15 protein-coding genes and 1 tRNA gene are annotated in these 22609 nt (G+C 64.6%); 6 read left to right on the top strand and 10 right to left on the bottom strand.

Annotated elements, in window-relative coordinates; genetic code table 11:
* Window positions 1-56 precede the first annotated feature (56 nt).
* Complete coding sequence (locus G6R20_RS08080) at window positions 57-3053, top strand: AMP-binding protein (protein WP_163376023.1); 2997 nt, start codon at window positions 57-59, stop codon at window positions 3051-3053.
* On the opposite strand, the gene G6R20_RS08085 is transcribed toward G6R20_RS08080, so the two are convergent.
* A complete protein-coding gene (locus G6R20_RS08085; RefSeq protein WP_163376024.1) occupies window positions 3050-4426 on the bottom strand; it encodes a DUF3375 domain-containing protein in 1377 nt (458 codons plus the stop codon). The two genes, G6R20_RS08080 and G6R20_RS08085, sit on opposite strands and share 4 nt — an antisense overlap.
* A gap of 381 nt (window positions 4427-4807) precedes the next feature.
* On the opposite strand from G6R20_RS08085, the gene G6R20_RS08090 reads away from it, so the two are divergent.
* Entirely contained in the window at window positions 4808-5881 is a 1074-nt protein-coding gene (locus G6R20_RS08090) for an IS630 family transposase (protein ID WP_163376025.1), read from the top strand.
* Here G6R20_RS08090 and G6R20_RS08095 read toward each other — a convergent pair.
* The 9 genes from G6R20_RS08095 to eno all read right to left on the bottom strand — a co-directional run bounded on the left by G6R20_RS08095 (window position 5878) and on the right by eno (window position 18199).
* The gene (locus tag G6R20_RS08095; RefSeq protein WP_163376026.1) at window positions 5878-7632 is read right to left on the bottom strand and encodes an ATP-binding protein; all 1755 of its coding nucleotides are present in this window, start codon (window positions 7630-7632) and stop codon (window positions 5878-5880) included. The genes G6R20_RS08090 and G6R20_RS08095 overlap by 4 nt on opposite strands.
* Window positions 7629-8753 (bottom strand): hypothetical protein, encoded by a 1125-nt coding sequence (locus G6R20_RS08100; protein ID WP_163376027.1) that lies wholly within the window; start codon window positions 8751-8753, stop codon window positions 7629-7631. The genes G6R20_RS08095 and G6R20_RS08100 overlap by 4 nt, the downstream gene beginning before the upstream one ends.
* A 437-nt stretch (window positions 8754-9190) precedes the next feature.
* Window positions 9191-11782, bottom strand: a complete 2592-nt coding sequence (locus G6R20_RS08105; RefSeq protein ID WP_163376028.1) for a DEAD/DEAH box helicase family protein — start codon at window positions 11780-11782, stop codon at window positions 9191-9193.
* Between the two features lie 4 nt (window positions 11783-11786).
* Window positions 11787-13925 (bottom strand): site-specific DNA-methyltransferase, encoded by a 2139-nt coding sequence (locus G6R20_RS08110; protein ID WP_163376029.1) that lies wholly within the window; start codon window positions 13923-13925, stop codon window positions 11787-11789.
* Between the two features lie 341 nt (window positions 13926-14266).
* Window positions 14267-14340 (bottom strand) — tRNA-Leu (locus tag G6R20_RS08115).
* Window positions 14341-14391: 51 nt separating this feature from the next.
* Window positions 14392-15408 carry a Ppx/GppA phosphatase family protein gene (locus tag G6R20_RS08120; RefSeq protein ID WP_275898238.1) on the bottom strand — a complete coding sequence of 339 codons (1017 nt, stop codon included), beginning with the start codon at window positions 15406-15408 and terminating at the stop codon, window positions 14392-14394.
* The gene (locus tag G6R20_RS08125) at window positions 15405-15956 is read right to left on the bottom strand and encodes a DUF501 domain-containing protein (protein WP_067712814.1); all 552 of its coding nucleotides are present in this window, start codon (window positions 15954-15956) and stop codon (window positions 15405-15407) included. Before G6R20_RS08125 ends, G6R20_RS08120 begins: the two co-directional genes overlap by 4 nt.
* Window positions 15953-16858, bottom strand: a complete 906-nt coding sequence (locus tag G6R20_RS08130; protein WP_163376030.1) for a septum formation initiator family protein — start codon at window positions 16856-16858, stop codon at window positions 15953-15955. The genes G6R20_RS08125 and G6R20_RS08130 overlap by 4 nt, the downstream gene beginning before the upstream one ends.
* 63 nt (window positions 16859-16921) lie before the next feature.
* Window positions 16922-18199, bottom strand: a complete 1278-nt coding sequence (gene eno / locus G6R20_RS08135; RefSeq protein ID WP_163376031.1) for a phosphopyruvate hydratase — start codon at window positions 18197-18199, stop codon at window positions 16922-16924.
* Between the two features lie 469 nt (window positions 18200-18668).
* Here eno and G6R20_RS08140 point away from each other — a divergent pair, with 469 nt between their 5' ends.
* The 4 genes from G6R20_RS08140 (at window position 18669) to G6R20_RS08155 (ending at window position 22531) form a co-directional block, all read left to right on the top strand.
* A complete protein-coding gene (locus G6R20_RS08140) occupies window positions 18669-19160 on the top strand; it encodes a hypothetical protein (RefSeq protein WP_163376032.1) in 492 nt (163 codons plus the stop codon).
* A gap of 128 nt (window positions 19161-19288) precedes the next feature.
* Window positions 19289-19675, top strand: coding sequence for a helix-turn-helix transcriptional regulator (locus G6R20_RS18985; RefSeq protein WP_163376033.1), 387 nt, complete (start codon window positions 19289-19291; stop codon window positions 19673-19675).
* A complete protein-coding gene (locus G6R20_RS08150) occupies window positions 19669-20172 on the top strand; it encodes a hypothetical protein (protein WP_163376034.1) in 504 nt (167 codons plus the stop codon). Before G6R20_RS18985 ends, G6R20_RS08150 begins: the two co-directional genes overlap by 7 nt.
* 571 nt (window positions 20173-20743) lie before the next feature.
* The gene (locus G6R20_RS08155) at window positions 20744-22531 is read left to right on the top strand and encodes a DEAD/DEAH box helicase family protein (RefSeq protein WP_163376035.1); all 1788 of its coding nucleotides are present in this window, start codon (window positions 20744-20746) and stop codon (window positions 22529-22531) included.
* Window positions 22532-22609 lie beyond the last annotated feature (78 nt).

Consider the following 22609-nt stretch of genomic DNA (forward strand, 5'->3'; position numbering starts at 1 on the left):
GCTATCCGCTGGATCGTCTCGGTGCCCGTGCCGCACCCTCTACCCTCGGAAGCACCATGCCGCCCAACCATGACATCGTCTCGGCCGCGCTCAAGACAGCGACGTCGTTCGTCCTGAACGCGGTCGAAGTCGTGCGTTTCGGCGGCCTTCAGACAGACGAAGAGCAATCTCCGTTCGAGATCGTCGCACGGCGCCCGATGTTCCGGCTGCGCCGCTACTACCCGCCGGCGGCGGGGGACGCTGGCCGAAGCGTCCACATCGATGAGGACGAGCCGCCGCGGCCGCCGATTGTGCTCGTTCCCCCGATGATGATCTCCGCGGAGGTCTGGGACGTGTCCCCCTCGACCAGCGCAGTGGCCGCGCTGCACGAGGCCGGCATGGACCCGTGGGTGATCGACTTCGGCGCCCCGGACCTCGAGACCGGCGGTCTCGAGCGCACTCTCACCGACCACGTGGTAGCCGTGAGCGACGCCGTCGACCTCGTCACCGCGGCCACCGGCCGTTCGGTGCATCTCGGTGGGTACAGCCAGGGCGGCATGTTCTGCTACCAGGCCGCGGCCTACCGACGCTCACGCGACCTGGAGAGCATCGTGACGTTCGGTTCGCCCGTCGACTGGCGCGGCAACGCCCCGCTCGGCATTCCCGAGCAGGTGGTCGTCACCATCGCACGCCTCGTCGCCGACTACGTCTTCAACGAACGCCCACTGCCCGGGTGGTTGGCCTCGACGGCGTTCCGTCTGCTCGATCCGATCAAGACCGCCCGTTCGCAGGTGGACTTCCTGCGCCAGCTCCACAACCGCGAAGCACTCCTCGGCCACGAACGGCAGCGCCGCTTCATCGGGGGCGAGGGATTCGTCGCCTGGTCCGGCCCGGCGCTCGTCGACATGTTGCAGCAGGTGATCGTCCAGAACCGAATGATGGTCGGCGGCTTCGTCGTCGGCGACCACGTCGTCTCCCTCGCCGACATCACCTGCCCCGTCCTCGCCGTCTTCGGCGAGGTCGACGAGATCGGCGTCCCGGCCGGCGTCCGCAAGATCGCGTCCGTCGCTCCCGCGGCCGATGTCTACGATTTTCCGGTCCGCGCCGGGCACTTCGGCCTCGTCGTGGGCTCGACCGCCGCCTCGCTGACGTGGCCCACCGTCGCCAAGTGGGTCGACTGGATCGAAGACCGAGGGACTCGACCGGACGGCATTACCGAGGTCGACCCCGACACCGTCATCGACTCCTCCCCCACCAAAGCGATCATGCTCGCGGCGGACGGGGCGTTCCAGGCCGCCGGACTCGGGGTCGGCGTGGTGCGCGGTGCGGGGCAGCTCGCCTTGGGCGCCCTGCGGACGACGCGAGCCGTCGGATACGAGGCGGTGCGCGCGGCACCGCGTCTTATCCGGCTGGGGCAGATCCAGCCCGCGACCCGGATCTCGTTCGCCAAGATCATCGCCGAACGCGCCCGGAACCAGCCGAACGACGCGTGCTTCCTCTTCTCCGACCGCGTCCACACGTACTCGGCCGTCGACACCCGGATCACGAACGTGGTCAAGGGCCTCATCACGGTCGGCGTGCGCCAGGGCGACCACGTCGGCGTGGTCATGGAGACGCGGCCCTCGGCGCTGGTCGCGATCGCCGCACTGTCGCGTCTCGGTGCCGTGGCCGTGCTGCTGCCCCCCTCCCAGTCCTTGCCCGAACTCCTCCAGCTCAGTTCCGTGACCGACGTGGTCGCCGACCCCGAGCACGCGTCCAAGGTCACCGATGCCGGAGCGCGGGCGCTCGTGCTCGGCGGTGGTGGCGGTGAGCGGGACCTGCCTGCGGACCTCGGCGAGGACGTCGTCGACCTTGAGCGCATCGACCCCGAGGCGGTGGAGTTGCCCCGCTGGTACCGGCCGAATCCCGGCCGAGGGGGCGACCTGGCCTTTGTGTTCTTCACCCGCTCCACGGGCACGTGGCAGACCAAGCTCATCACCAATCACCGGTGGGCGGCGTCCGCGTTCGGCACCGCCAGCGCCGCGCGTCTCACCACCGAGTCCACCGTCTACTGCCTCAGCCCTCTCCACCACCCATCGGGGCTGCTCACGACCGTCGGCGGCGCCGTGGCGGGAGGAGCCCGAATCGCGCTCTCCCGCGGTTTCGATCCGGCTACCTTCGACGAGGAGATCCGCCGCTACGGCGTGACGGTGGTGTCCTACACCTGGGCGATGATGCGCGAGTTGGTGCGCGGGCCAGTGCATCCGCGCGAGACGCTCCCGACACTCTCACTCTTCATGGGGTCAGGCATGCCCCGTGGTCTGTGGCGGCGGGTCCTGGACCGCTACCCGGGCACGCGGGTCCTTGAGTTCTATGCCGGTACCGAGTCCGATGTGGTCCTGGCCAACCTCACCACCTCCAAGCCGGGCGCGCGCGGACGTCCACTGCCCGGCACCGCCGACGTGCGTCTCGTCGAGGTCGATCCCGACACCGGCGCGATCCTCGCCGGCCCCGATGGCTTCGCCATACCCAGTGAGGTCGACGCACCCGGCGTACTTCTCGCCCGGCCCAGGCTCGGATTGGACGCTTCCGCGCGCCAACTCCGTGGGGTGTTCCGCCCCGGCGACACGTGGGTGTCGACCAATGACATCTTCGAGCGTGACAGGGACGGCGACTTCTGGCTGCTCGGCTCAGCGAGCTCGGTCGTCCACACCGAGCATGGTCCCGTCTACCCGATCCAGGTCGCCGACGCACTCGGGGATCTGCCCGAGGTAGACCTGGCCGTGGTGTACGAGGTGGGTGGCGCCATGGGCCCGGTCGCCGTCGCCGCGGTGAACCTATGGGGCTCAGATCCCATTACCGCGCCCGACATCGGTGGCGCGCTGGCCTCGGTCCCGCCCGACGGACAACCGGACATCGTCCACGTCGTCAAAGACATCCGGGTGACCAACTGGTACCGGCCGGACCCCAGGACGCTCGCAGCCCGGGGGCTGCCGAAGGCCGGCCCGCGGACCTGGATACGCGATTCAGACACCGGCGGGTATGTGCGGCTGACCAAGGCGGTGCGGGACAAGCTGGTTCGCCCGATTCCCTAGACCAGTAGCTCGGTCTCCTCGTGCTCGTTGGTGGTCACCTCGAGGTCGTCGTCCTTGAGCGCCAGGTAGCCGACGATCTCGGCCGCCCCGTGCTGCAGGGGGTACATGGTGACGATGTCCTTTAGGCGGGCGGTGCCGCGGACCGGGATCAGCGCCCGGATGCGGGAGGCCAGGCGTGCGGGGTCGACGACGACCTGGTCGGTCAGCACCGAGGTGTCGACCTCCTCGGTGTCCACAGGATCGAGCAGACTGTTGACCTCCGCGGCGGGCCGGGCGGTGAACAGCGGACGATCGGTGGGCAGGGCGACGTCGACGGCAGTCTCCTCCAGCTCCAGCCCGAGGTCCGGCAGCTCGCCCTCGCGGACCTGCAGCGCCGAGGTCTCGATCTGGCGCACCAGGTCCAGTACCCGGCGGTTCTCCAGCCACACCTGGTCGTCGGTGAAGCGGCGCAGCTGCTCGGAGATGTTGCGGACCGTCTGCTGGGTGCGCTCCGCGGCCTCCGCCCAGCCGTGGTGCACGGTGCGCAGACGCCGGTCCGCGCCGAGCTCGTCGATGCCGGTGAGGCGCTCGAGCAGCATGGACAGCTCCTCCTGGCCCGAGGTGGACAGCAGCAGGTCGTAGAAGGCCTGGAAGCTGCGGCCCTGGTCGGAGGAGTCGATCATGCTGCGGCCGTGCACCAGCTCCGCCAGCAGCTCGCCCTTGCTGCCCTGCCACGTGGCGATGCGTTCGCGCGCCGAGCGGTCCAGGGCGCGGAAGTTCTCCTCCACCTGGCGGAAATCGGCCAGCAACTCGCGGGCGGTGGTGGCGAACTGCTGGTAGCGCTCACGCACCGCGGTGCGGTCCAGCAGGCCGGAGTTCGGGTCCTGGCGCAGCTGGTCGATCTCCCGCTCGATGTCCTGCTTGCGGCGCTCGAGCTGGTCCAGCCGCTTGGCGGGGTCGGACTCGGTGCCCTGGGCGATCTGACGCAGCAGGTCCACCGCGGTCTGCAGGCGCGACTCGGTGCCCACGAACGAGGTCTCGGCAAGGCCCTGCACCCAGGCGTAGGCCTTCTCCAGGGCCGGGGTGGCGTCGTAGTGGATCTCGTCCGCGCCCAGCGGGTAGAAGCGGCGCAGGAAGCCCGCCTCCGGGCCGGCCCAGTCCGCCAGGTACTCGGCCGCAGTGCGCAGGAACCGCGGGTTCCGTCGATCCTGGGCGTTGATGGCGTACAGCTGGTCGTCCAGCGCCGCCACCAGCTCCCCCTCCGAGCTGGCGCCACGGCCCTCCTCCACGAAGAACCGGCCCAGCACCGTGAGCAGCAGCGGCGCGTGCGTGGCGCGCAGCATCCGCCAGGCGGGATGCCGCTCGCGCAGCGCCTCGATCTGCGCGTACTCCACGTGGGGCTCCTCGGTGTGGGTGGACGGTCCCTGACGGCGGCTCGTGCGCCGAGGGGACAGTCTAGGAGTGGGGGGTGAGGAGGGCGCGGCGGGGCGAGGGCGGAGGGGACCCGGTCAGCTGACCAGGGTGCCTGGCGCAGCCCCAGCAACGCTGGCATTCCCGCCAAGGGTCGCAACTAGGGCAATCGTCCTGCCGAGAACGTTTGTTGCCAACCTGATCGTGAGACAAGCTTGGTGAGCACCTCCCCCGCGTAGGAATAGATCCTCCCATGAGCGAGCACTATCCATCCGCTTGCCGAACGCTAGTCGCAGCAGATTGCTAAGGCTCTAGTGTCGCGTGTCGTTAGTTACTAAATGCTTGGGCGTTTGGGAGAATGGGTTATGCCCAATAGCCCAGCTCCGGCTTTGATTCTTCGTGATGGTGACCGCGAGGAGTTGGAGTCGTGGACGCGGTCAACGTCGATCCAATCGGGGTTGGCGATGCGGGCGCGGATCATCCTGCTCGCGGCGGAAGGTCAGGCGAACTCTCGGATCGCTGACCGGGAGCGAACGACGCCGACGACGGTGTGGAAGTGGCGAGGCAGGTATGAGGCGGATGGGATCGCGGGCCTGTTCGACGAGTCGCGCTCTGGCCGGCCGAAGCGGATAGATGACCAGAAGATCATCACCACGACGTTGACTCCTCCGCCGAAGAAGTACGGGGTGACGCACTGGTCCTCACGCCTGCTGGCGGATCATCTGAAGATCGGTAACGCCACCGTGGCCAGGGCGTGGCGCAAGTTCGGGGTGCAGCCTTGGCGGGCCGGAACGTTCAAGTTCTCCACCGATCCCGAACTGGTCGCGAAGGTCACCGACGTGGTGGGGTTGTACTTGGCGCCACCGGACAACGCGATCGTGTTGTGTGTTGATGAGAAGAGTCAGATCCAGGCGCTGGATAGGACCGCGCCGATGCTGCCGATGCGCACCGGGAGCATCGAAAGGCACACCCACGATTACAAGCGGCACGGCACCACGACTCTGTTCGCTGCGTTGGACATTGCGACCGGGCACGTCACCGGTGCGGTCAAGCCGAAGCATCGCCATCAGGAGTTCCTGGCGTTCCTGCGTCAACTCGACCGCGCCTACCCGGAGGTTGACCTGCACTTGGTGATGGACAACTACGCGACCCACAAGACCCCGGCGGTGAAGGTGTGGCTGGCACAGCATCCGCGGTTCCACGTGCACTTCACCCCGACGTCCGGATCCTGGCTCAACCTCGTGGAAGTCTGGTTCGGGATCATTGACCGGCAGGCCATCCGCCGTGGTGTCTTTACATCCGTCAAGGACCTCAATGCCAAGATTCGCCAGTTCATCACGGGCTGGAACGACCGCAAACACCCGTTCGTCTGGACTAAAACTCCCGAACAGATCCTCGCGAAAGCGAACCCTAAACCAACTTCAGAAACGCGACACTAGTCCCTCCATCGTTCAACGACACCCTTGAATGCATCCGCGAACCAGTCTTTCTTCCACTCTTTGTGAAATCTGACGTCGCTGGAGGCGGGTTTGTCGCTGATTTCATCGATTTTCGTTAGCGAAGGAAGCGCGACAGCATCTCCGATTAAGATGGCCTCCCTCTGCTCGAGGGAAGCCAACGAATCCGTGATAGCCGCCAAGTTGTCGGGCAACAATCGCTTGACATAGTGCTGATCGTTCGGATTGGTGAGACGCATCGCTACGAAATTGTTGCACTGCGAGAACACTGTCTCGGAAATTTCCGAAGGTCTCTGACTGACGATCATCAATGAGATACCGTACTTCCTGCCTTCCTTAGCTACTCGCTCAATAGCCCTTTTGACTGATCCGTACTTTGAGCCCTCGCTCCGAGGCACGTAGTTATGTGCCTCTTCGTAGACGAGTAAATAAGGAAGTTCAGACTCACCGCCCACGTGCAACTTCTTGAAATGGAAACTAAAGGTAAATATTAGGCGGGTAATGAGCGATACGACAACGCTGAGGACGTCGAACGGGATGCCGCTCAGGTCAATAATTGTGACATTGCTATTCTCATCCCCGTATCCCATAAACTGCTCGAGCAGGTCGGCAAACTCTTCGGTCTTATACTCACTTCCATCATCTTTTCTCGGAGCGAGCAAGAAATCCAATCGATGATCGTTCTTTCGGGTTTCAAGTCGCATGAGGAAGCGGTTGAATTCTCCGGCGAAGGGCCCCCCAGTCGCCTTCGTCGCCGAGGTTTGAGACGCATCGACAAAATCCAGTCGGCGATCGAAGTAGTAATCTTCACGGTTCGCAATTAGACCAATATCTTTAGCTTTCGGGCCACTCTCGTTGGGGGCTTTGCTGACCATCTCTGAGTTGAGGTTGTGTAGGTAATTTGTCACTCCTTCGAGCGAGAAGTAAACCGGGGAATCGTAAGAAACCCGCACTGGGTCAATATGAGGATTGTTCCGTTGCTTGTTCGCGATGACCGCATTACGAAACTGCGAGACCTGATTGTGCGAGTTCTGTTCGTTGCTCTCGATGAACATTTCCTCAAGCTCCTCTGCGTTCATCAACCAGTAAGGCAGCTTGATTTCCTCCGCTCCGATGACACGCGCATTCGGGAAAGCGGGCGCATACTCACCGTGGATATCAAAGATGATGATGTGCGAATTGTTTAGAACACCAGGGGCCCGTGTAGCGCCCCCTGCTCGCAGTCCTTCTTGCAGAATCGCGGCGACGGTGGATGATTTACCGGACCCCGTGGATCCCACGACCCCGATATGTTTCCCGAAAAACTTATCTCCGTGTAGCGCGACACGCACTTCGTTGTCCTGAACCAAGCTGCCGAATGAAAATTGGTCATTTTCGTCGACCGAACTATATATATTCTCGAGCAGATCCTTGCCGGCGATCGAGACGTTCTGGGGCGGGATCGTAATCTGCTTGCCACCACGCGTAAACACGCCGCCGTCCAGCCTGCCCACCGGCTGTAGTGAAAGGACGAATTTGGGTTCTGTCTGGACCTCTTCGCCCCCGATAGTGTCCTTTATCCGAAAACCTTGGACAACTGCAACTAGCGTCGAATCCTTGTCATCGGAAATTTCCAGATAGCTTCCAATTTGAATCTTCTCTTCGAGCTCCGCGTAAGCCGCGGTAGAGCTTACTTCGATCTCGATCAAGTCAGGACCAACGGCGACGACCTTTGCCATTTCGTTCATATTCATGCAATTTCCTCCATGAGCTGCCTGTATGCGGCTGGTTCAAAATGGCGCAAGGTGATCACCTGGTCCGCCGCCCCGTTCATCCAAGCCTGTTCGTCGCCGATCGAGACGAGTCGAGAAATCTTGAATTGTGTCGGAGTCAGTACTCGGAAGCTCTTTTGGGTGACAAGCCGCAAGACAAAGGAGGATCGCTGTATCTTGTCCCCTGCGCCGCGCGTGTTGATAATCGGAGGTTCAGTGAAGGCTTGCGATTGGAATTCTAGATCTTCATGACCGTCGTTGAAGGCGATATCGGATCGGACGAGCCCGACCTTGAGTCTTCGGACGATATCAGGGGCACCCTCGACAATTACCGTCCAAGGATGTGCGCTCTTCAGGCGTCCTAGCTGTTTGCCCGCTAGTGCTTCACACAGCCGCACGGTCTCATCAAGACTGTTCTCACAGATCTCCAAGTAAACGGCTCGCTTTTTCGTGGGGTCATGGAAATTGCTCGAACGCAGCTTCCGTTTTTGTGCCGCCAGGTACCGGTCTGCTCCGATCTTTTGCATCTGCCATTTATCGAAAAGGAAGTCTTTGACGGTCAGCGAATCAATTAGTTCGTGCCGCGTGACAGTTCTGACTGAGGGGTCATCACTCCTTGCACGCTCGTGAATAAACTCACGAACTTTTGCTATGTAAATCGCCAGGACTTCGTCGCCATCGCAGTCCATCGCCACTCGGAGAGCGTCAATCAGAGCGGTCTCCTGCGTTTCAAACGCATCGCCACGGATTATTCGCAAGCGCGAGCAGAAGTCTTCCAGGTCGGCATCGTGGACACCCACGAAATACTCGACCGTCCCCTCATCGCGCGTCTTCTTGGTCAGGCTTTGCTTTACCTGCGCGACATCAAGACGATCCGGCATATTGCCAAAATCGCTGAAATGGATGTACAGGACGTAATTCCAGCGAGCTCCGGTCTTGTAATGATCGAGCATTAAACGAATCGGCTCACGCAGGCTCTTCGGAGAAGCGTACTTCTGCCCAGCCAAGTACTTAACTTGGACAGCTTCGCTAGCTTGCGGTGCATGAAGGTCGATGTCCTCAATCCCCTCGATGTGCACGACGTCCGTGTGGGCGGCGGCCAAGAGTGCCAATGCCGTCCTGTCGAACTGGTACTCGTAGCCAGCAATTGCTGCATGCGCGGACCTTGAACCAGTCGGCAACAAGGGTGGATGAGTCACACTCGGGCCCCGATCATGACTTAAGTATGACGGAATTTGCATAACTTAGGTGTATTTTCCGGGGTTGGCGCGTCGCAGCCTGCTCCAACAGTATTGACGCCCACCTGGGGTAACCGTTTGCTAGCCCTTCCCGATCCGAAGTGCGTTAGGGGGTTCGCCCGTGACGCGGTCAGGCACAAGATATAGGGGTCTGGGGGCGGGTGACGATGCTGGTTCCAACACCACGCATCGAACACCCCAGGACCCACCATAAGCCATCTTTACGCGGTAAAACGCCGAGGGCGCGCCTTGTTCATAGCGAGATTGGCCTACGACATGGTTGGCTTCTCATGTTGATTGGGCTAGGTCGTCACTGGCTTGGCCTTGGCTCGCAGATCCGACCACGAGTCCGATGAGGCGATGTCGCTCTCGTAGCCGATGAGGTAACCGTAGGACTTGCCGCTGAACTTATCGTCGGTCCGTAGTCGGCGGATTGTCTTCTCGGCAGCGTCGCGCTTGCGTTGGACCTCGTCATCATCGCGCCCAGAGTCGGATTTGCCCTCGATGATCCAGATTCGTCCGTCGGCGTCCTCGGCGGCAAAGTCGGGGTAGTAACGGCGGTCGAGTGAGTAGGAGACGTAGGCGTCGTCGAGGTGCTTGTAAAGGCGCTTCCACCACTGGATCTGCGGGGAGGTGTCGAGAAGCTCGGCCAGCCTGAACTCGCCCGAGTAAGAGTCAAAGGACTCGGAAGTGAACAACGAGCTGTTCCACTGCCCGTAATGCTGATTCACAATGAACGCGGCACGGCTGTCCACCAGCGCCCGATCTTTGATGGTCTGTCCCTGGCGCAGGTAGTAGCCCTTATCTACTGGAAGCTCCAGCGGATCCAGGTAGACCGTTACTTTCAGGCTGTTGCGGTATTCAGCGGTCTTGCGCGCAATTAAGTCCGCCAGAACGACCACCGCAGAGGCTAGCGCCTTCACCGACCAATTGGTGATGGGCGCGGCGTCGAGCAGACGGGGAATGAGGTGCCCACGGGCATAGATGATGTTCTCGGAAGTCTGCGTGATCCCGCGCAGGGCGAAGAGCTGTCGAAGCAGCTCGGCCTCAACGTTCTCCCGGCTGGTCGTCAGCGCCTCCACGTCGGCCTGAACCAGGGAGCGCGTCAGAATCTTGCCAGCGACCACGTTCGGGTCGAGCGCCACCCGCTCCATGCGCGCCCCCTCGGCAGTGATGGACTTCGCGGCGCCCTCTACCTCGGCGTCGGAGATGTCGTCCAGCTCGAAGAGCGCGTCTACGCGACGCATGGTCGAGCGTGGAAAGGTGAACGTGCGCCCGGCCAGGTGGTCGCGCACCTGCACCCACTCCCGCGCAGACGGAGGCGGAGGCTTCTGGATGTCACCAGGTCCGTCCCCGCCGATCTGCTTCGCGCTCACACCCTCGCGTCCGCCGATCTTGACCTCAGTCGCGCTGTCAGCATCGCCTTCTGTGACCTCACCTTCGGCGTCCGGCGCGCCGGGGCCAGGGGTCTGGGCATTGTTCCCTTCGAAGGTCCGCTCCTCTGCGCTGCCGGAGGAACCCGCGGACGAGCCGGCGCCTTCGCTAACCATGTCATCGGTGCGAACGACCTTGTGGCGCTCCGCAGTCTCGGGCACTGCGTCGAGCAGGCCGAACGAGCGCAGGACATTCTCGGCGTCTAGGAGCTTGCGGAACGACTCGTGGGCAACGATTTCCAGCTCGTTGATCGAATCGTCGTCGACCCAGTAGCCGAACGGGAGCCGTAGTCCGCGCCCCATTGTCTGCTGCGTGAGCACCTGCGAATCCATGGCGCGAAGAGTGACCATGACCGCGATGTTCTTCACGTCCCAGCCCTCCTTGAGCTTGTTCACGCTCACCACGGCGCGCACCGGGGTCTCGGGCCGGTCGAGGGTGGCCAGGAGCCGCTCCACCTCTGGGGTCATATTGTCCGAGGTGACCTGGAGGACTGCAGTGGGGGCGCCGAAGAACTCGGGCGTGCGGAGCTTCTCTGAGACCTCGATGGCGTGCGCGATATCGGCGCAGACCACGAACAGCAAAGGATGCACCGCCGGGGCGCCAGGATTCTCGGCCAAGTACGCCGCGTAAGCCTGCTCCTTGCCCTTGAGCAGGGTGACCGCGTCGCGGAGCTGCTGGTGCTCGCCCAGCTCGCCGTAGCCGCCCTTGCGATAGGCGATGATCGGAACCTTGACGTGCTGGTCCTTGATCGCCTGGTGCAGTGGGTAGCGGTGGATGACTTCATCACCGGCATCAGCAGTCGCGGTCAGACCGATGACTGCAGCTGGTTTGAGGTCTCGGATAGCGGCGTTGAACACCGGAGCTTTAGGTCCGTAGAGGTGGTGCTCGTCGGCGATGAGCACCAAGTCGTCGTTGGCGGCGAGCTGGTCGTATAGCACTCCCGCGAACTCGTTGTGCTTCCGGATGCCTCGTCGCTCCGCATCCTTCCCCTCGGTCGTCGCACCGTCCAAGCTTGATGGGGCGGTGAGCTGTTGGATGTTAAACACGAATACCTCGGCACGGCGCTCACCTCCCAGATCCTGGTCGTGGAGACTTTGCTGGATCTCGGTGATGTAGTTGTCCGGGGTGATCACCTTCGGGGACAGATCGGCACCCGGAATGTACTTGCGATTTCCCTCGGTGAAGTTCGCGATCGTCTTGTTCTGCACCACTAGGCCAGGCGTGACGACCATGACCTCAGCCCGCCCGGTGACGCGGCGGATGTACTCGATGAACGAAGCCATCAAGAAGGTCTTGCCTGCACCGGTGGCCATGTCCATCACCTGAGGAACCGCTGGCTCGAAGTCGCCTGCCAGGTGTTCAACCAGTACCTTCAGCGCCTCACGGTTCGGCCCACGCAGATCGAAGTCGCTGGCGATCTCATCGACCAGCTCAGAATCGAAGTGGAAGTTCGGGATCATCAACTCAGTCCTCGATCTCGTCAACGCGGAACAAGTCGGCGGGGATGTGCAGGACGCGGCTGCCCTTGCGGGCGTTACGCAGCGCCTGCGCCGTATCTGGGTCGACTGCCGTCGCGGCGATGACCATCTTCTCGTCGTCCCCAATGTGCGTGGCGATCTCTGCGACCAGTTCAGGAGTGGCAGCGGAGCGCATCACGACCAACCTGGTCCGTCCCCGGATCCCGGTGAACACTGGGTGCTCCGGTGTGAGGTGGAAGCTCAGGTGTGCGGCGACCGACCGCTCCAGGTTGTCACCCTCGAGGGCGGCGGACGTTAACGTGACCAGGCCCAGCTCAGGTTCGTAGTCAAAGCACTCGGGCGCGAGATGGGCGACGCGGAAACTGCCACCGCCGCGCCAGTTGACTATGTCCGGCGACTTACGAGTCTTGAGCTGGTCGCCTGCGGCCTTACGGACAAGGGGCAAGAAGTCAGTGTTGTCGGCCTCCGACGTGGCGAGCTTGCGCATGAGTCGGCGCAACTCCTTGGCCTCATCAGCACCCAGCACTGGCTCGCCGGTCTTGGAGTCAGCGCGCACAGCGGCTCCGACCACTTTGGCCAGGTCGACAGGAGCTGCGACAACTTCAGCGATCTTCCCTAGTGCTTGAGTCAGAGAAAACGCCTCGGATGCCTCCATTCCCTCCGGCAGGCCGTCCTCGGTCGCGTCCACTCGCTCCCCAGCGGTGGTTGTGATCCCGCCCGGGTCCTCGCCGTGAATGACCTTCGTCAACCGGGGGAGGGTGAACTGCGAGAAATTCGACTCCAGCAACTCGCACGTCACCCACCGGCGACCCATCTTGTGGGCGACTGCCGCCGTCGTACCCGACCCGGCGAACACATCGAGCACAATGTCGCTCGGATTCGTGGCCACGTGGATTACTCGTTCTAGAAGCCGTTCAGGCTTCGGTGTTGCGAACGGATTTTGCTCGGGGAATAGCGCTCTTAGTTCTTTCTTCGCTCCCCGATTATGACCGACGTCTTCCTTTGTCCACCACGACTGGGTGGCCCGATCCGGCGCAATCTCTGAGAGGTACTTCTTCATCTTCAACCCGCCTGACCCACCCTTCGTGAAGTAGAGCCGGGGAAGCACGCGACCTCGGTATATGTCATCACCGGTGAGCCGTGGTCCGGCTAAAACGAGGTCGGGAACATCCGCCCTCAAACGTTCGAGTGCAATCCCGGTCGCTTGGGCCCGCTGATTCAGGTCGGCCTCACAAGGCCGGTAGTCGGTGGTTTTTCCAAGCATTTTCAGAACGTCGGCCTGGGTATTTGACCAGACTCTCCCTCTGGCCGGGTACACCATTTCTCCCGTGACCGGATTCTGTATTCCGTACACGCCCGGGTGCTGGCGAGAACCTCGATCAGCCCCTGGGGCGGCGGGGTCTCCCGACACCCACCGCTCAGGATCGCCATCCGGCGACTTGTAGAGAGCATCCCGGGAGGCAAGGCGAGGGAGTCTCTTTGCATAGAACTTGGCAGACCTTCCGAAGACAAGAATGACGTCTTGATCAATCGAAATCTTCCCGCCATCAGATCGTGGGGAATCTGCCTTCTGCCAAACGACCTCCGCCACGAAGTTCTCTGCCCCGAACACCTCGTCCAGCAGCACCCGCATCCGGTGGTTCTCGGAATCATCCAAGTGCACCCAAATGGAGCCATCAGGGGACAGTAGCTTCTTGATGTGAAGCAGTCTGTCCCTCATCATCGTGAGCCAGATTGAGTGCTCCAGGTTATCCTCGTAGTGCTCGAAGGTCTTCTCGGTGTTGAACGGCGGGTCTATGTAGCACAGCTTCACCTTTCCCAGGTACTGGTCCGCCAGCTCAGGGACTCGTGTCAGCGCCTCCAGGACATCTCCGGACTCACCGTTAATGAGAAGATTCCCCGTCGTCGGCTCCAGATCCGCCCGAGCGGAGTACACCACACCCTCCTGCTTCGAGGCCTGCACGCCATTCACGGTCTCGCCAAGAACTAGGGGCCGAATCTGGCAGTAGCGCGGATCCTGCGGTGAGACCCAAGAGTAACCGTACCTCCCGTTCTCGGTCGGAATCAGGGCCTTGTCCTTGTTGAACCAAGTCAGTTCGAGGCGCTGGGCCTTTGACGTGCTCATGCGGGCGGGGTTTCCTTGTCGGTGGTTTGCGAAGCTAAAGATCCACTCGGCCAGGGCGACCAGCGGCCTTCGAAAGATAGCGAAGCTGCCAGCTCCTACGGAAACCTACGGTACTAAACCTCGCGGTTCCGTCGGCGGCCCCGGTCTGAAACGTGAGGTTGGGCTCAATTCCAGCACCTCGAAGGTTCGACGATGTACCTCAGGAGAAAGCCAGAATACTCCGCGGATAGATGTACCACGAGGACTTCGCGGGTCCCCACTCCTGAATTGTTCGCGGCCTCGCGTCGTGGCTACAAACTTCCAGCAAGAAAGTTACCCTATTCTGAAGTCGTGGGTGTCGGTCCCCCCAGTCGGACTCGAACCGACACTTTGACGGTTTTAAGCCGTCTGCCTCTGCCAATTGGGCTATGGGGGGTAACGACCCGCCTGAGCGGGGCCGGGCGACGCGTGGAGCGCCGGGCTGACGCTACCCGGCCAAGCGGGTCAGCACCGACATCGCGATGCCGTCCAGGATGTCCTTCTCACTCACCGTGAGCTCGGTCAACCCGGCGCGCTCTGCCATCACATCACACAGTGCCTGGACCACAATGGAGCCCCCGCCGATCACGTCCGCGCGACCCGGGTGCATCGGCCCCAAGTTGCGGCGCTCGGCCACCGAGGACGCCACCAGACGGTCGCACACCTCGCGCATCCGCTCCAGCGGGATGACGCTGCCGTGGATCTTCTGCGGGTCGTACTCCCCCAGGTTCTGAGCCAACGCCGAGAGCGTCGTGAAGGTGCCAGCCACGCCCACCCAGCGGGCAGCGCGTCCCACCGGCACGTCGCCGGCCTCGGCCAGCGCGTCGGTGATCACGGCCCGAGCCTCGGCGATCTCGGCCGCAGTGGGCGGATCCGAGTGCAGCACCCGCTCGGTGATCCGCACGCACCCGATGTCCAGGCTGCGCGAGCCCAGCAGCTGCACCTGGCCGCCGACGAGCTCGCCCACCACGATCTCCGTGGAGCCGCCGCCGAGGTCGGTCACGACGAACGGCCCGTCGGCGGGCGAAAGGTCCGACACCCCGCCGGCGAAGGTCAGCTCGGCCTCGGTCTGCCCGGAGATCACCTCGGCCTGCGCGCCTGGGAAGTGCCGACCGAGCACCTCCGCGGTCATACCGAAGAACTCGTCCTTGTTGCGGGCGTCGCGGGTGGCGGAGGTGGCGACCATGCGCACCGACTCCACGCCGAGCTCAGCCATCGTGGCCGTGTAGTCCGTCAGGGCGGTGCGGCAGCGAGACAGCGCCCCGTCCGAGAGTCGCCCGGTCGCGTCGACGCCCTCGCCGAGCCGGATGATCCGCATCTCCCGCGTGACGTCGGTGAGTCCGGCCTCGCCGGGGACGCCCGCGGCGACGAGCAACCGGATGGAGTTGGTGCCGCAGTCGATCGCCCCGACGCGCACGGCGCCGGAGCCAGCCGAGCCGGGGCTACCCGGCGCATTGGTGGTCACTGCTCGTCCATCGCGAGGTAGTCGGGCACGCCCAGCTCCTCGGGGGTCGGCCAGTCCTCCGGCAGCGCCGTGCCGCGCAGCCCGGCCTCGCAGGCCAGCGCCACGGACTCGTCGCCCAGCCAGACCACGCCCGGCCCCTCCGCGAGCGCGTACGCCATCAGCACGTGTAGGCACTTGACGCGCTCGGGCATGCCGCCCCCGCTGAAGTCGGTGCCCAGGTCCTCGATCTCGTTGCGCTTGGCGAGGAACCGCTCGTGCGCCTGCACATAGTTGGCGGCCAACTCGGGCTCCTGGGCCAACCTCGTCGTCATCCCCCTCATGATCCCCGCGGACTCCTGCCGACTCGCCTCGGCGGTGAGCCGCGGATCGGTGAGGTAGTACAGCGTGGGGAACGGGGTGCCGTCCTCCAGCCGCGGCGCGGTCTTGACCACCCCGGGCTGGCCGTCGGGGCTGCGGTAGGACACCTCCAACACGCCCCGCGGCGGCCGGCCCAACTGGGCCTGGATCGCGTCGAGGTCTTCGCTGGACACGCTCTGCTCGGCGCTCACGCTGGGGGGTCCTCCTGTGATTGATCTTGGACGCCGCCCGGGATGGGGGCGGCGGGGTCATCGGCGCCGGGCACGCCGGGCACGACCGGCACCGGCGGGGTGTCGGGGCCGCCGGGGATGGACGTGCCCTCGAGCACCGCCGAGTCCTCCGGCATGATCGGGTCGGCGGGCTCGGCGATGGAGTTCCACACGCGCGTCTGCCACGGCTGCGCCGCCAGCTCGGCGGCCTTCTGCTCGGCCACGGCCTGCTCGATCGGGTCGACCATGGACACGCGGTACGGGGTCTCCCCCGGCTTCACGGCGCCAAAGCGGATGCGGGCCTGCTGCTCGATGTACGCGGGGTCCGAGAGCATCTGCTCCTCGGCCTCGAGCTCGGCGATCGTCGCCTCCAGCGCGGCCCGCTCCTGCGCCACGGTCTTCTCGTCGCGCAAGAACTGGTAGTGATTGCGCAGCGGGAACGACACGGTGACGAGCAGGATGATGGCGACGACGGCGAGGAGTCCGATCCGCCGCGGGGTGTAGTTCCGCGGGCCCAGCAGGGTGTCGGACAGGTCCGTGCGCGTGGTGAGGCGGTGGGCCTCCGGATGCGCGGTGGTGCCAACCCGGCCGGAGCGGGCAGAGGCCGGGACGGGCCGGTCCCGTTCGCGGCTCGGCGTCCGCCGGCGGGTCGGCTCCCGGCGGGTGGGGTCGGCGGGCTGGTCGGCTCCCGTCCGCCCATCGACCCCGTCGCGGCCGACGGCACCCGGTCCGCGGCCAGTGCTGCTCCCCCGGTCCGCCGCGGTCCCACGGCCCGTCCCGTTCGCGCGGCGACGGATGGCGCCCGACGCCTCCCCGGGCCGCCGGGATGCCGCACGATCGCGTGCGTCTCCCCGGCGGTCCGAGGGGCGGGGCGGGCGGGCCATGCGCTTTCCTTTCCGACTACGTGCCCGTCAGCGTTGACCTGCCGACGGGCGGTGTTGGTGCCGTCAGGCGGAGAAGCGCGGGAACGCCTCGGCGCCGGCGTACCGGGCGGCGTCGCCGAGCATTTCCTCGATGCGCAGCAGCTGGTTGTACTTGGCCACGCGCTCGGAGCGGGCCGGGGCGCCGGTCTTGATCTGGCCACAGTTGCAGGCCACGGCGAGGTCGGCGATGGTCGTGTCCTCGGTCTCGCCGGAGCGGTGCGACATCATCGAGGTGTAGCGGTTGCGGTGGGCCAGGTCCACGGCGTCCAGCGTCTCGGTGAGGGTGCCGATCTGGTTGACCTTGACCAGCAGGGCGTTGGCCAGACCTTTCTCGATGCCCTCGGCCAGGCGCTGCGGGTTGGTGACAAAGAGGTCGTCGCCGACCAGCTGGACCTTGTCGCCGATCATGTCGGTCAGGGTCTTCCAGCCGTCCCAGTCGTCCTCGTCGAGCGGGTCCTCGATGGAGACCAGCGCGTACTTGTTGACGAGCTCGGCGTAGACGTCGGCCATCTCGGCGGCGGAGAGCTGCTTGCCCTCGAAGTGGTACTTGCCGCCGGAGTAGAACTCGGTGGCCGCGACGTCCAGCGCGAGCGCGACGTCGGTGCCGAGCGAGTAGCCGGCTTTCTCGATGGCCTCGGCGATGAGGTCGAGTGCGGCGGTGGTGGACTCAACCGAGGGCGCGAACCCGCCCTCGTCGCCCAAGCCGGTGGACAGGCCACGGTCCTTGATGACGGTCTTGAGGTGGTGGTACACCTCGGTGCCCATGCGCAGGGCCTCACGGAACGTGGGCGCGCCGATGGGGGCGATCATGAACTCCTGGACGTCGACGCCCGAGTCGGCGTGGGCGCCACCGTTGAGGATGTTCATCATCGGCACGGGCAGCACGTGGGCATTCGCACCGCCGATGAAGCGGTACAGCTCGAGGCCCGAGGACTCGGCCGCGGCGCGGGCCACGGCCAGCGAGACACCGAGGACGGCGTTGGCGCCGACGGTCGACTTGTTGGGGGTGCCGTCGGCGTCGAGGAGGGCCTCGTCCACCACGCGCTGGTCCTCGGCGGGGATGCCGATGACGGCGGGGGCGAGGACGTCCAGTACGGCCTCGACGGCCTTGGTGACGCCCTTCCCCATGTAGCGCTCGTCCTCGTCGCGCAGCTCCACGGCCTCGTGGGCGCCCGTCGACGCGCCTGACGGCACGGCGGCGCGGCCGAACGAGCCGTCGTCCAGAAGCACCTCCACCTCGACGGTGGGGTTGCCTCGCGAATCGAGGATCTCCCGGGCTCCGACCTGCTCGATAAGCGCCATCTGTGCTCCTTGGGGGAAGTTCGTGGGTTCGTGTGCGTGGCCGGCGCCGCTAGGCGGGCGCAGTCCGCTGGCCATTGTTCCACGAGCCCCTCCGCGGCGTGCCGAGGCGGCGCCGGGGGCAGTGGACGCACGCTCCCCGGTCGCCGCCCTGCTGATCGCTGCCGGCCGGGTAGCCTGGGCGAACAGGGATCCTCTAATGGGCCGTCATCCGCGTGGCGCACTGATCTTTACATGCGAGAACCGGAACCTAGCCTGCAATGGTATTTCTAGGGGGTGAGAGCGCCGCCAACTTCGGGCCACTGATACGGGGTTTTGACACTCGACAGCTCGGGTAGAGAGTGGGATAGCAGCGGATGAGCAGTTCGCGTCGGCCCTGCCACGCCATACCCCGTCCAGCGAGCCACAGGCCGATCGAGCGCGCTGGCATAGTCGCCGAGTCCGCACTTCGGGTGCCTCGGCGGTGTTCTGATTGAGCGCCTACCAGCCAAACTGTCTTCGCGGTCGATGTCAGATACAAATCGATGATCCAGTAGACGACTACCTGAAGGCCCTGAGGAGGAACGATCTCATGGCCTGGACCGTCTACGATCAAATGTTCGAAGCGATCCGCGGAGGCGGCCTGAGCCACATCCGCGACGAAGACGGCTACCCGCTGGATGATGCTGCGCACTACTCAGCGCCCCTCGGGGAACGCCTCAGAACGCCTAGCATGCCGTGGGTGGGCGAGTTCAAGGCGTTGGGCAAGAACAAGAGGACATCGGACGGAACGCTCTACCGGCGCCACCACAGGCTGTACTTCTCCGAGCCGACCAACACCCCCGACATTGTCGTCCTGGTGCACGCTGGCTACAAGGAGACCCATAAGAGGTCGCCGAGTGCCCAGGACGCCCAGATCAGCGAGGCTATGGCGAGGGTGAAGGAACTCTTCGATGGGCAGGGCTGGTCGTACCCAGTACTGTGACGTTTACGTCACGTTCGCCCCCCAGGGGTGTGCCAACAGTGTCACACTGATGCACTATTGAGCACATACCGCCTGAGAAGGCACACGCCCTGACGGGCAGAAGAAGGGGGCTGACAGTGGCTCTGAGGGTGATCAATACCACACCGGGTTCAGATGGGTCTGGCGAAGAGGCCCGGGGGATCGCGCTCCGACGTGAAGAGCGAGCCTTTCTGCGCCGTTTGGTCGAACTACGCCGCGAAGCGGAGCTCAGTCAAACTGAGGTGGCTGAACGAATGGGGATCGACAGATCATTTGTATCGCGGTTTGAGAAGTTCGACAGCGCGCCACGTCTCGATACCGTGGTCCGCTACGCGCACGCCATCGGCGCTATCCTGCACCTGGACGCCGAGTTAGATCGCAGAGACGTTGATGAGTTCCCGGAGACGTCAAAATGGGTTGACACTGTGGTGAGTGCCGAACCAGCGCCCGCTCGACCCACTGCTTCGCGCAAGAGGTGGGGCGCCGCCACATGCTGAGTCCTGTAGCGGCTGCCGCGCTGGAGAAGCTCGAGAACACCTCGCTGCAGGTTATTTCTCATCGCTCCAGCCTGGTACGCACCATTCCAATGGACCAAGAAGACGCTGAACTCCAGCGCGACCATGTCGAACGTGTAGACGGTGCCCAGTTCCAGTGGGGCGTCGTGATCTCGCCTGAGATGGTCTCCTTTCGTCTCCGGTTCTGGTTAAAGAGCGGGAATGTTCAATCCGAAGTCGACGTCGCGCTCAACTGGGATGTGAAAGTCAATCAAAGGCCCACCGATGCGGAAGTGAAAGCGCTGATGGTCGAGTACGGGGCGGCTGCCACCCACGGCGCCGCGCTTGCGATTCTCCATAGCGATCTCCAACTTTTGGCGACGAATATACAGATTCGTTTCTCAATCGAAGCCGAGCTAAGCCGCCAGGTAGAAGAGAACTTCGACCACAGGATCGTACGATTGCAGCAAGAGGAAGCCAGCAACGAAGGGGCCGAATGACTTCCCAGAAAGGCCTCCGCCAGAAGTAAGCTGCCGCTTCGAGCCTAGCGGCCATCGCGGTGGTCCTCACTCGCAGGGCAACAAGTAAGACCTGGTTCGTCCCTTCGTGTCCGCCGGACCTGACTGGCTGTGGTTCGAGAGCGCGACAAGGAAGTTGCTAGACCGCTCGGCGTCAACTTCGTCTTGCACCGTTCGTTGGTTCCCGATTACGAGTAGCTGTGCGACTTTGCCGGTCGCGTTGCGCGCCCCTCGGGCTTTGGCGGCAATGCACGCCTCTCCGGTCGAACATGCCAACCATGGGGTGCCAGAGCGACCCCGCGCCCCACTCGCGTCGGACCGCGCCCGGAAACTTGGCCGGAGCGGGTAGTCGTCGTAAACGTACTCAGGCTTCGCTTACGTCACGCGGACTCGTGCCCAGCCTCGCGGTGCTCACGCCCGCCTCGGCGGCTGAGGATGTCCGGATACCGGCGGTACCCAGCCCATAGAGTGAGCCAGGCCCCACCAGGACAATCCAGGAGAATGCTGTGGACTCACCCGTCGCCATCCCCGCCCGCACCAGGGCAGCGATCTGATGGCGACCCGGTCCTCGCGCTCGACGACCAAAAAGCGGAAGACGACCTCCACGCGGACGACGTCGGCGAAGAAGCCCAGCGCCAAGCGCACGACGTCGAAGAAGAAGACCACCGCGGCGACGGCGGTTCCGACGATCCCGCCCGGGCAGCGGGTGTGGCTGCTGGAGCTCCCGTGGGGCGGGCTCGGCGGCGGGATGCCGGCCGGGGTGACCTACTACAAGTCGCTCACCGCGCACGCGTACGTCGGCACCTCGCTGCCCGAGGTGCTGGACCCCTACGCCAGCAAGCCGTACTCCTACCTGCGGTGGCAGGAGGACGAGCTCAACGGCACCGAGGGCCCCGGCGCGACCGCCGCCCCGATGACGCTCCGACCCGAGCAGCGCGCGGACGTGGACGCGATCACCATGGCCGCCGAGCAGCAGTTTCGGCAGGTCCACCTGGCGAACGATGTGGGCACCGGCAAGACCCTGGTGGCGGTGGCCGCGGCGAAAGCCATCGCCAAGATGCGCGGCGCACACACGGTCCTGGTGACGGTGGACCGGCCGGCCCGCATCACCATCCCGTCATGGCGTCGCACCATCGCCGCGCTGGGCGATGACGGCCTCCGGTGGATCATCATGTCCTCCGACAGCCTCGGCAAACTCATGGCCCGGAACGGCCGCCCGCGGCTCAAGGTCGACGTCGCGGTGATCGACGAGGCCCACCAGTTCCGGCACGCCAGCAAGCGCACCAGCTACATGCGGCGTCTAACCCGCATGGACGGCCCTCACGAGAAGGCCCCGTTCGTGCTGTCGATCACCGCGACCCCGGGCCATCACCCGGGCGAATGGGGATACCTGTCGACGCTGTACGCGCAGGTCCACGACGATTCCCCGGCCGCGTGGTCGGACTTCGGGCGGGCCCTGTCCGAGCGGGGCGTGCCCCTGGAGACCTCGTACGGCAAGTGGACGTGGACCGCGGAGGCCAAGGAGTCGCTACCGACGCAGCAGGCCGCGATCAGCGACGTGCGCGACATCCTGCTGCGGCACGATCCGCCGCTGATGCTCACCCGGTCAGCGCCGTGGGGCCCGCCTCCGTTTGATGTGGACCTGGTGGAGCTGACCCCGGACCAGTGGCGTGCCTACGAGCTGGAGTGGGGCGACTTCCAGCGGGAGATGCAGCTGGCCCGGACTGGCAACAACGTCGCCCGCGGGCTGGCTGCGTTGGTTCGGCTGCGCCAGAAGGCATCGATGATCCGGGTCGAGCACACGGTCGCGGCGGCGAAGGCCGAACTCGAGCGCGGCTACCAGGTGCTGATCGCCACCGAGATGGTGTCCACCGCCGCGCACCCGGTGGCCGAGTTGCTCGAGGCCGACGGGATCCCGGTCGCACGGATCTACGGCTCGAACCCGCAGGCCGAGTCCGAGCGGATGCGGTTCCAGCGAGGCGAGGCGCCGGTGGTGGTGTTCAACACCCCCACCGCGATCAACCTGCAGGCCCGGGAGCAGTTCGCCGACGGCTCGTTCGCGACCGCCACCCCGCGCAGGGGCTTCTTCCACCAGGCCCGCTACTCGGGCCTCCTGGCCGAGCAGACGATGGGCCGCGCACACCGGAACCATCAGGTCTGCGCCTGGTCGCTCCTGGCGGCGGCCGGCACGATCGAGGAGCGGGCCGGGACGGTAATGCTGTCCCGTCTCATCGCCTCGGCGACCAGCACGGATGCGGACGCCTCCACCTTCTCCGAGGTGGCGCGGGTGTTCGGGATCGACTGGATCCCCGCCGTCCGAGTGGCGGACGAGCTCGGTTAGGCGCGCTGACAGCCGGGCGCTGCTCCTGCGAACCGCGAGCCACGTGAGCACGGCTCTGTTCGAGCCGCAGAGTCCGTA

This window comes from Dietzia sp. Alg238-R159, assembly GCF_900537145.1.
GTDB lineage: Bacteria > Actinomycetota > Actinomycetes > Mycobacteriales > Mycobacteriaceae > Dietzia > Dietzia kunjamensis.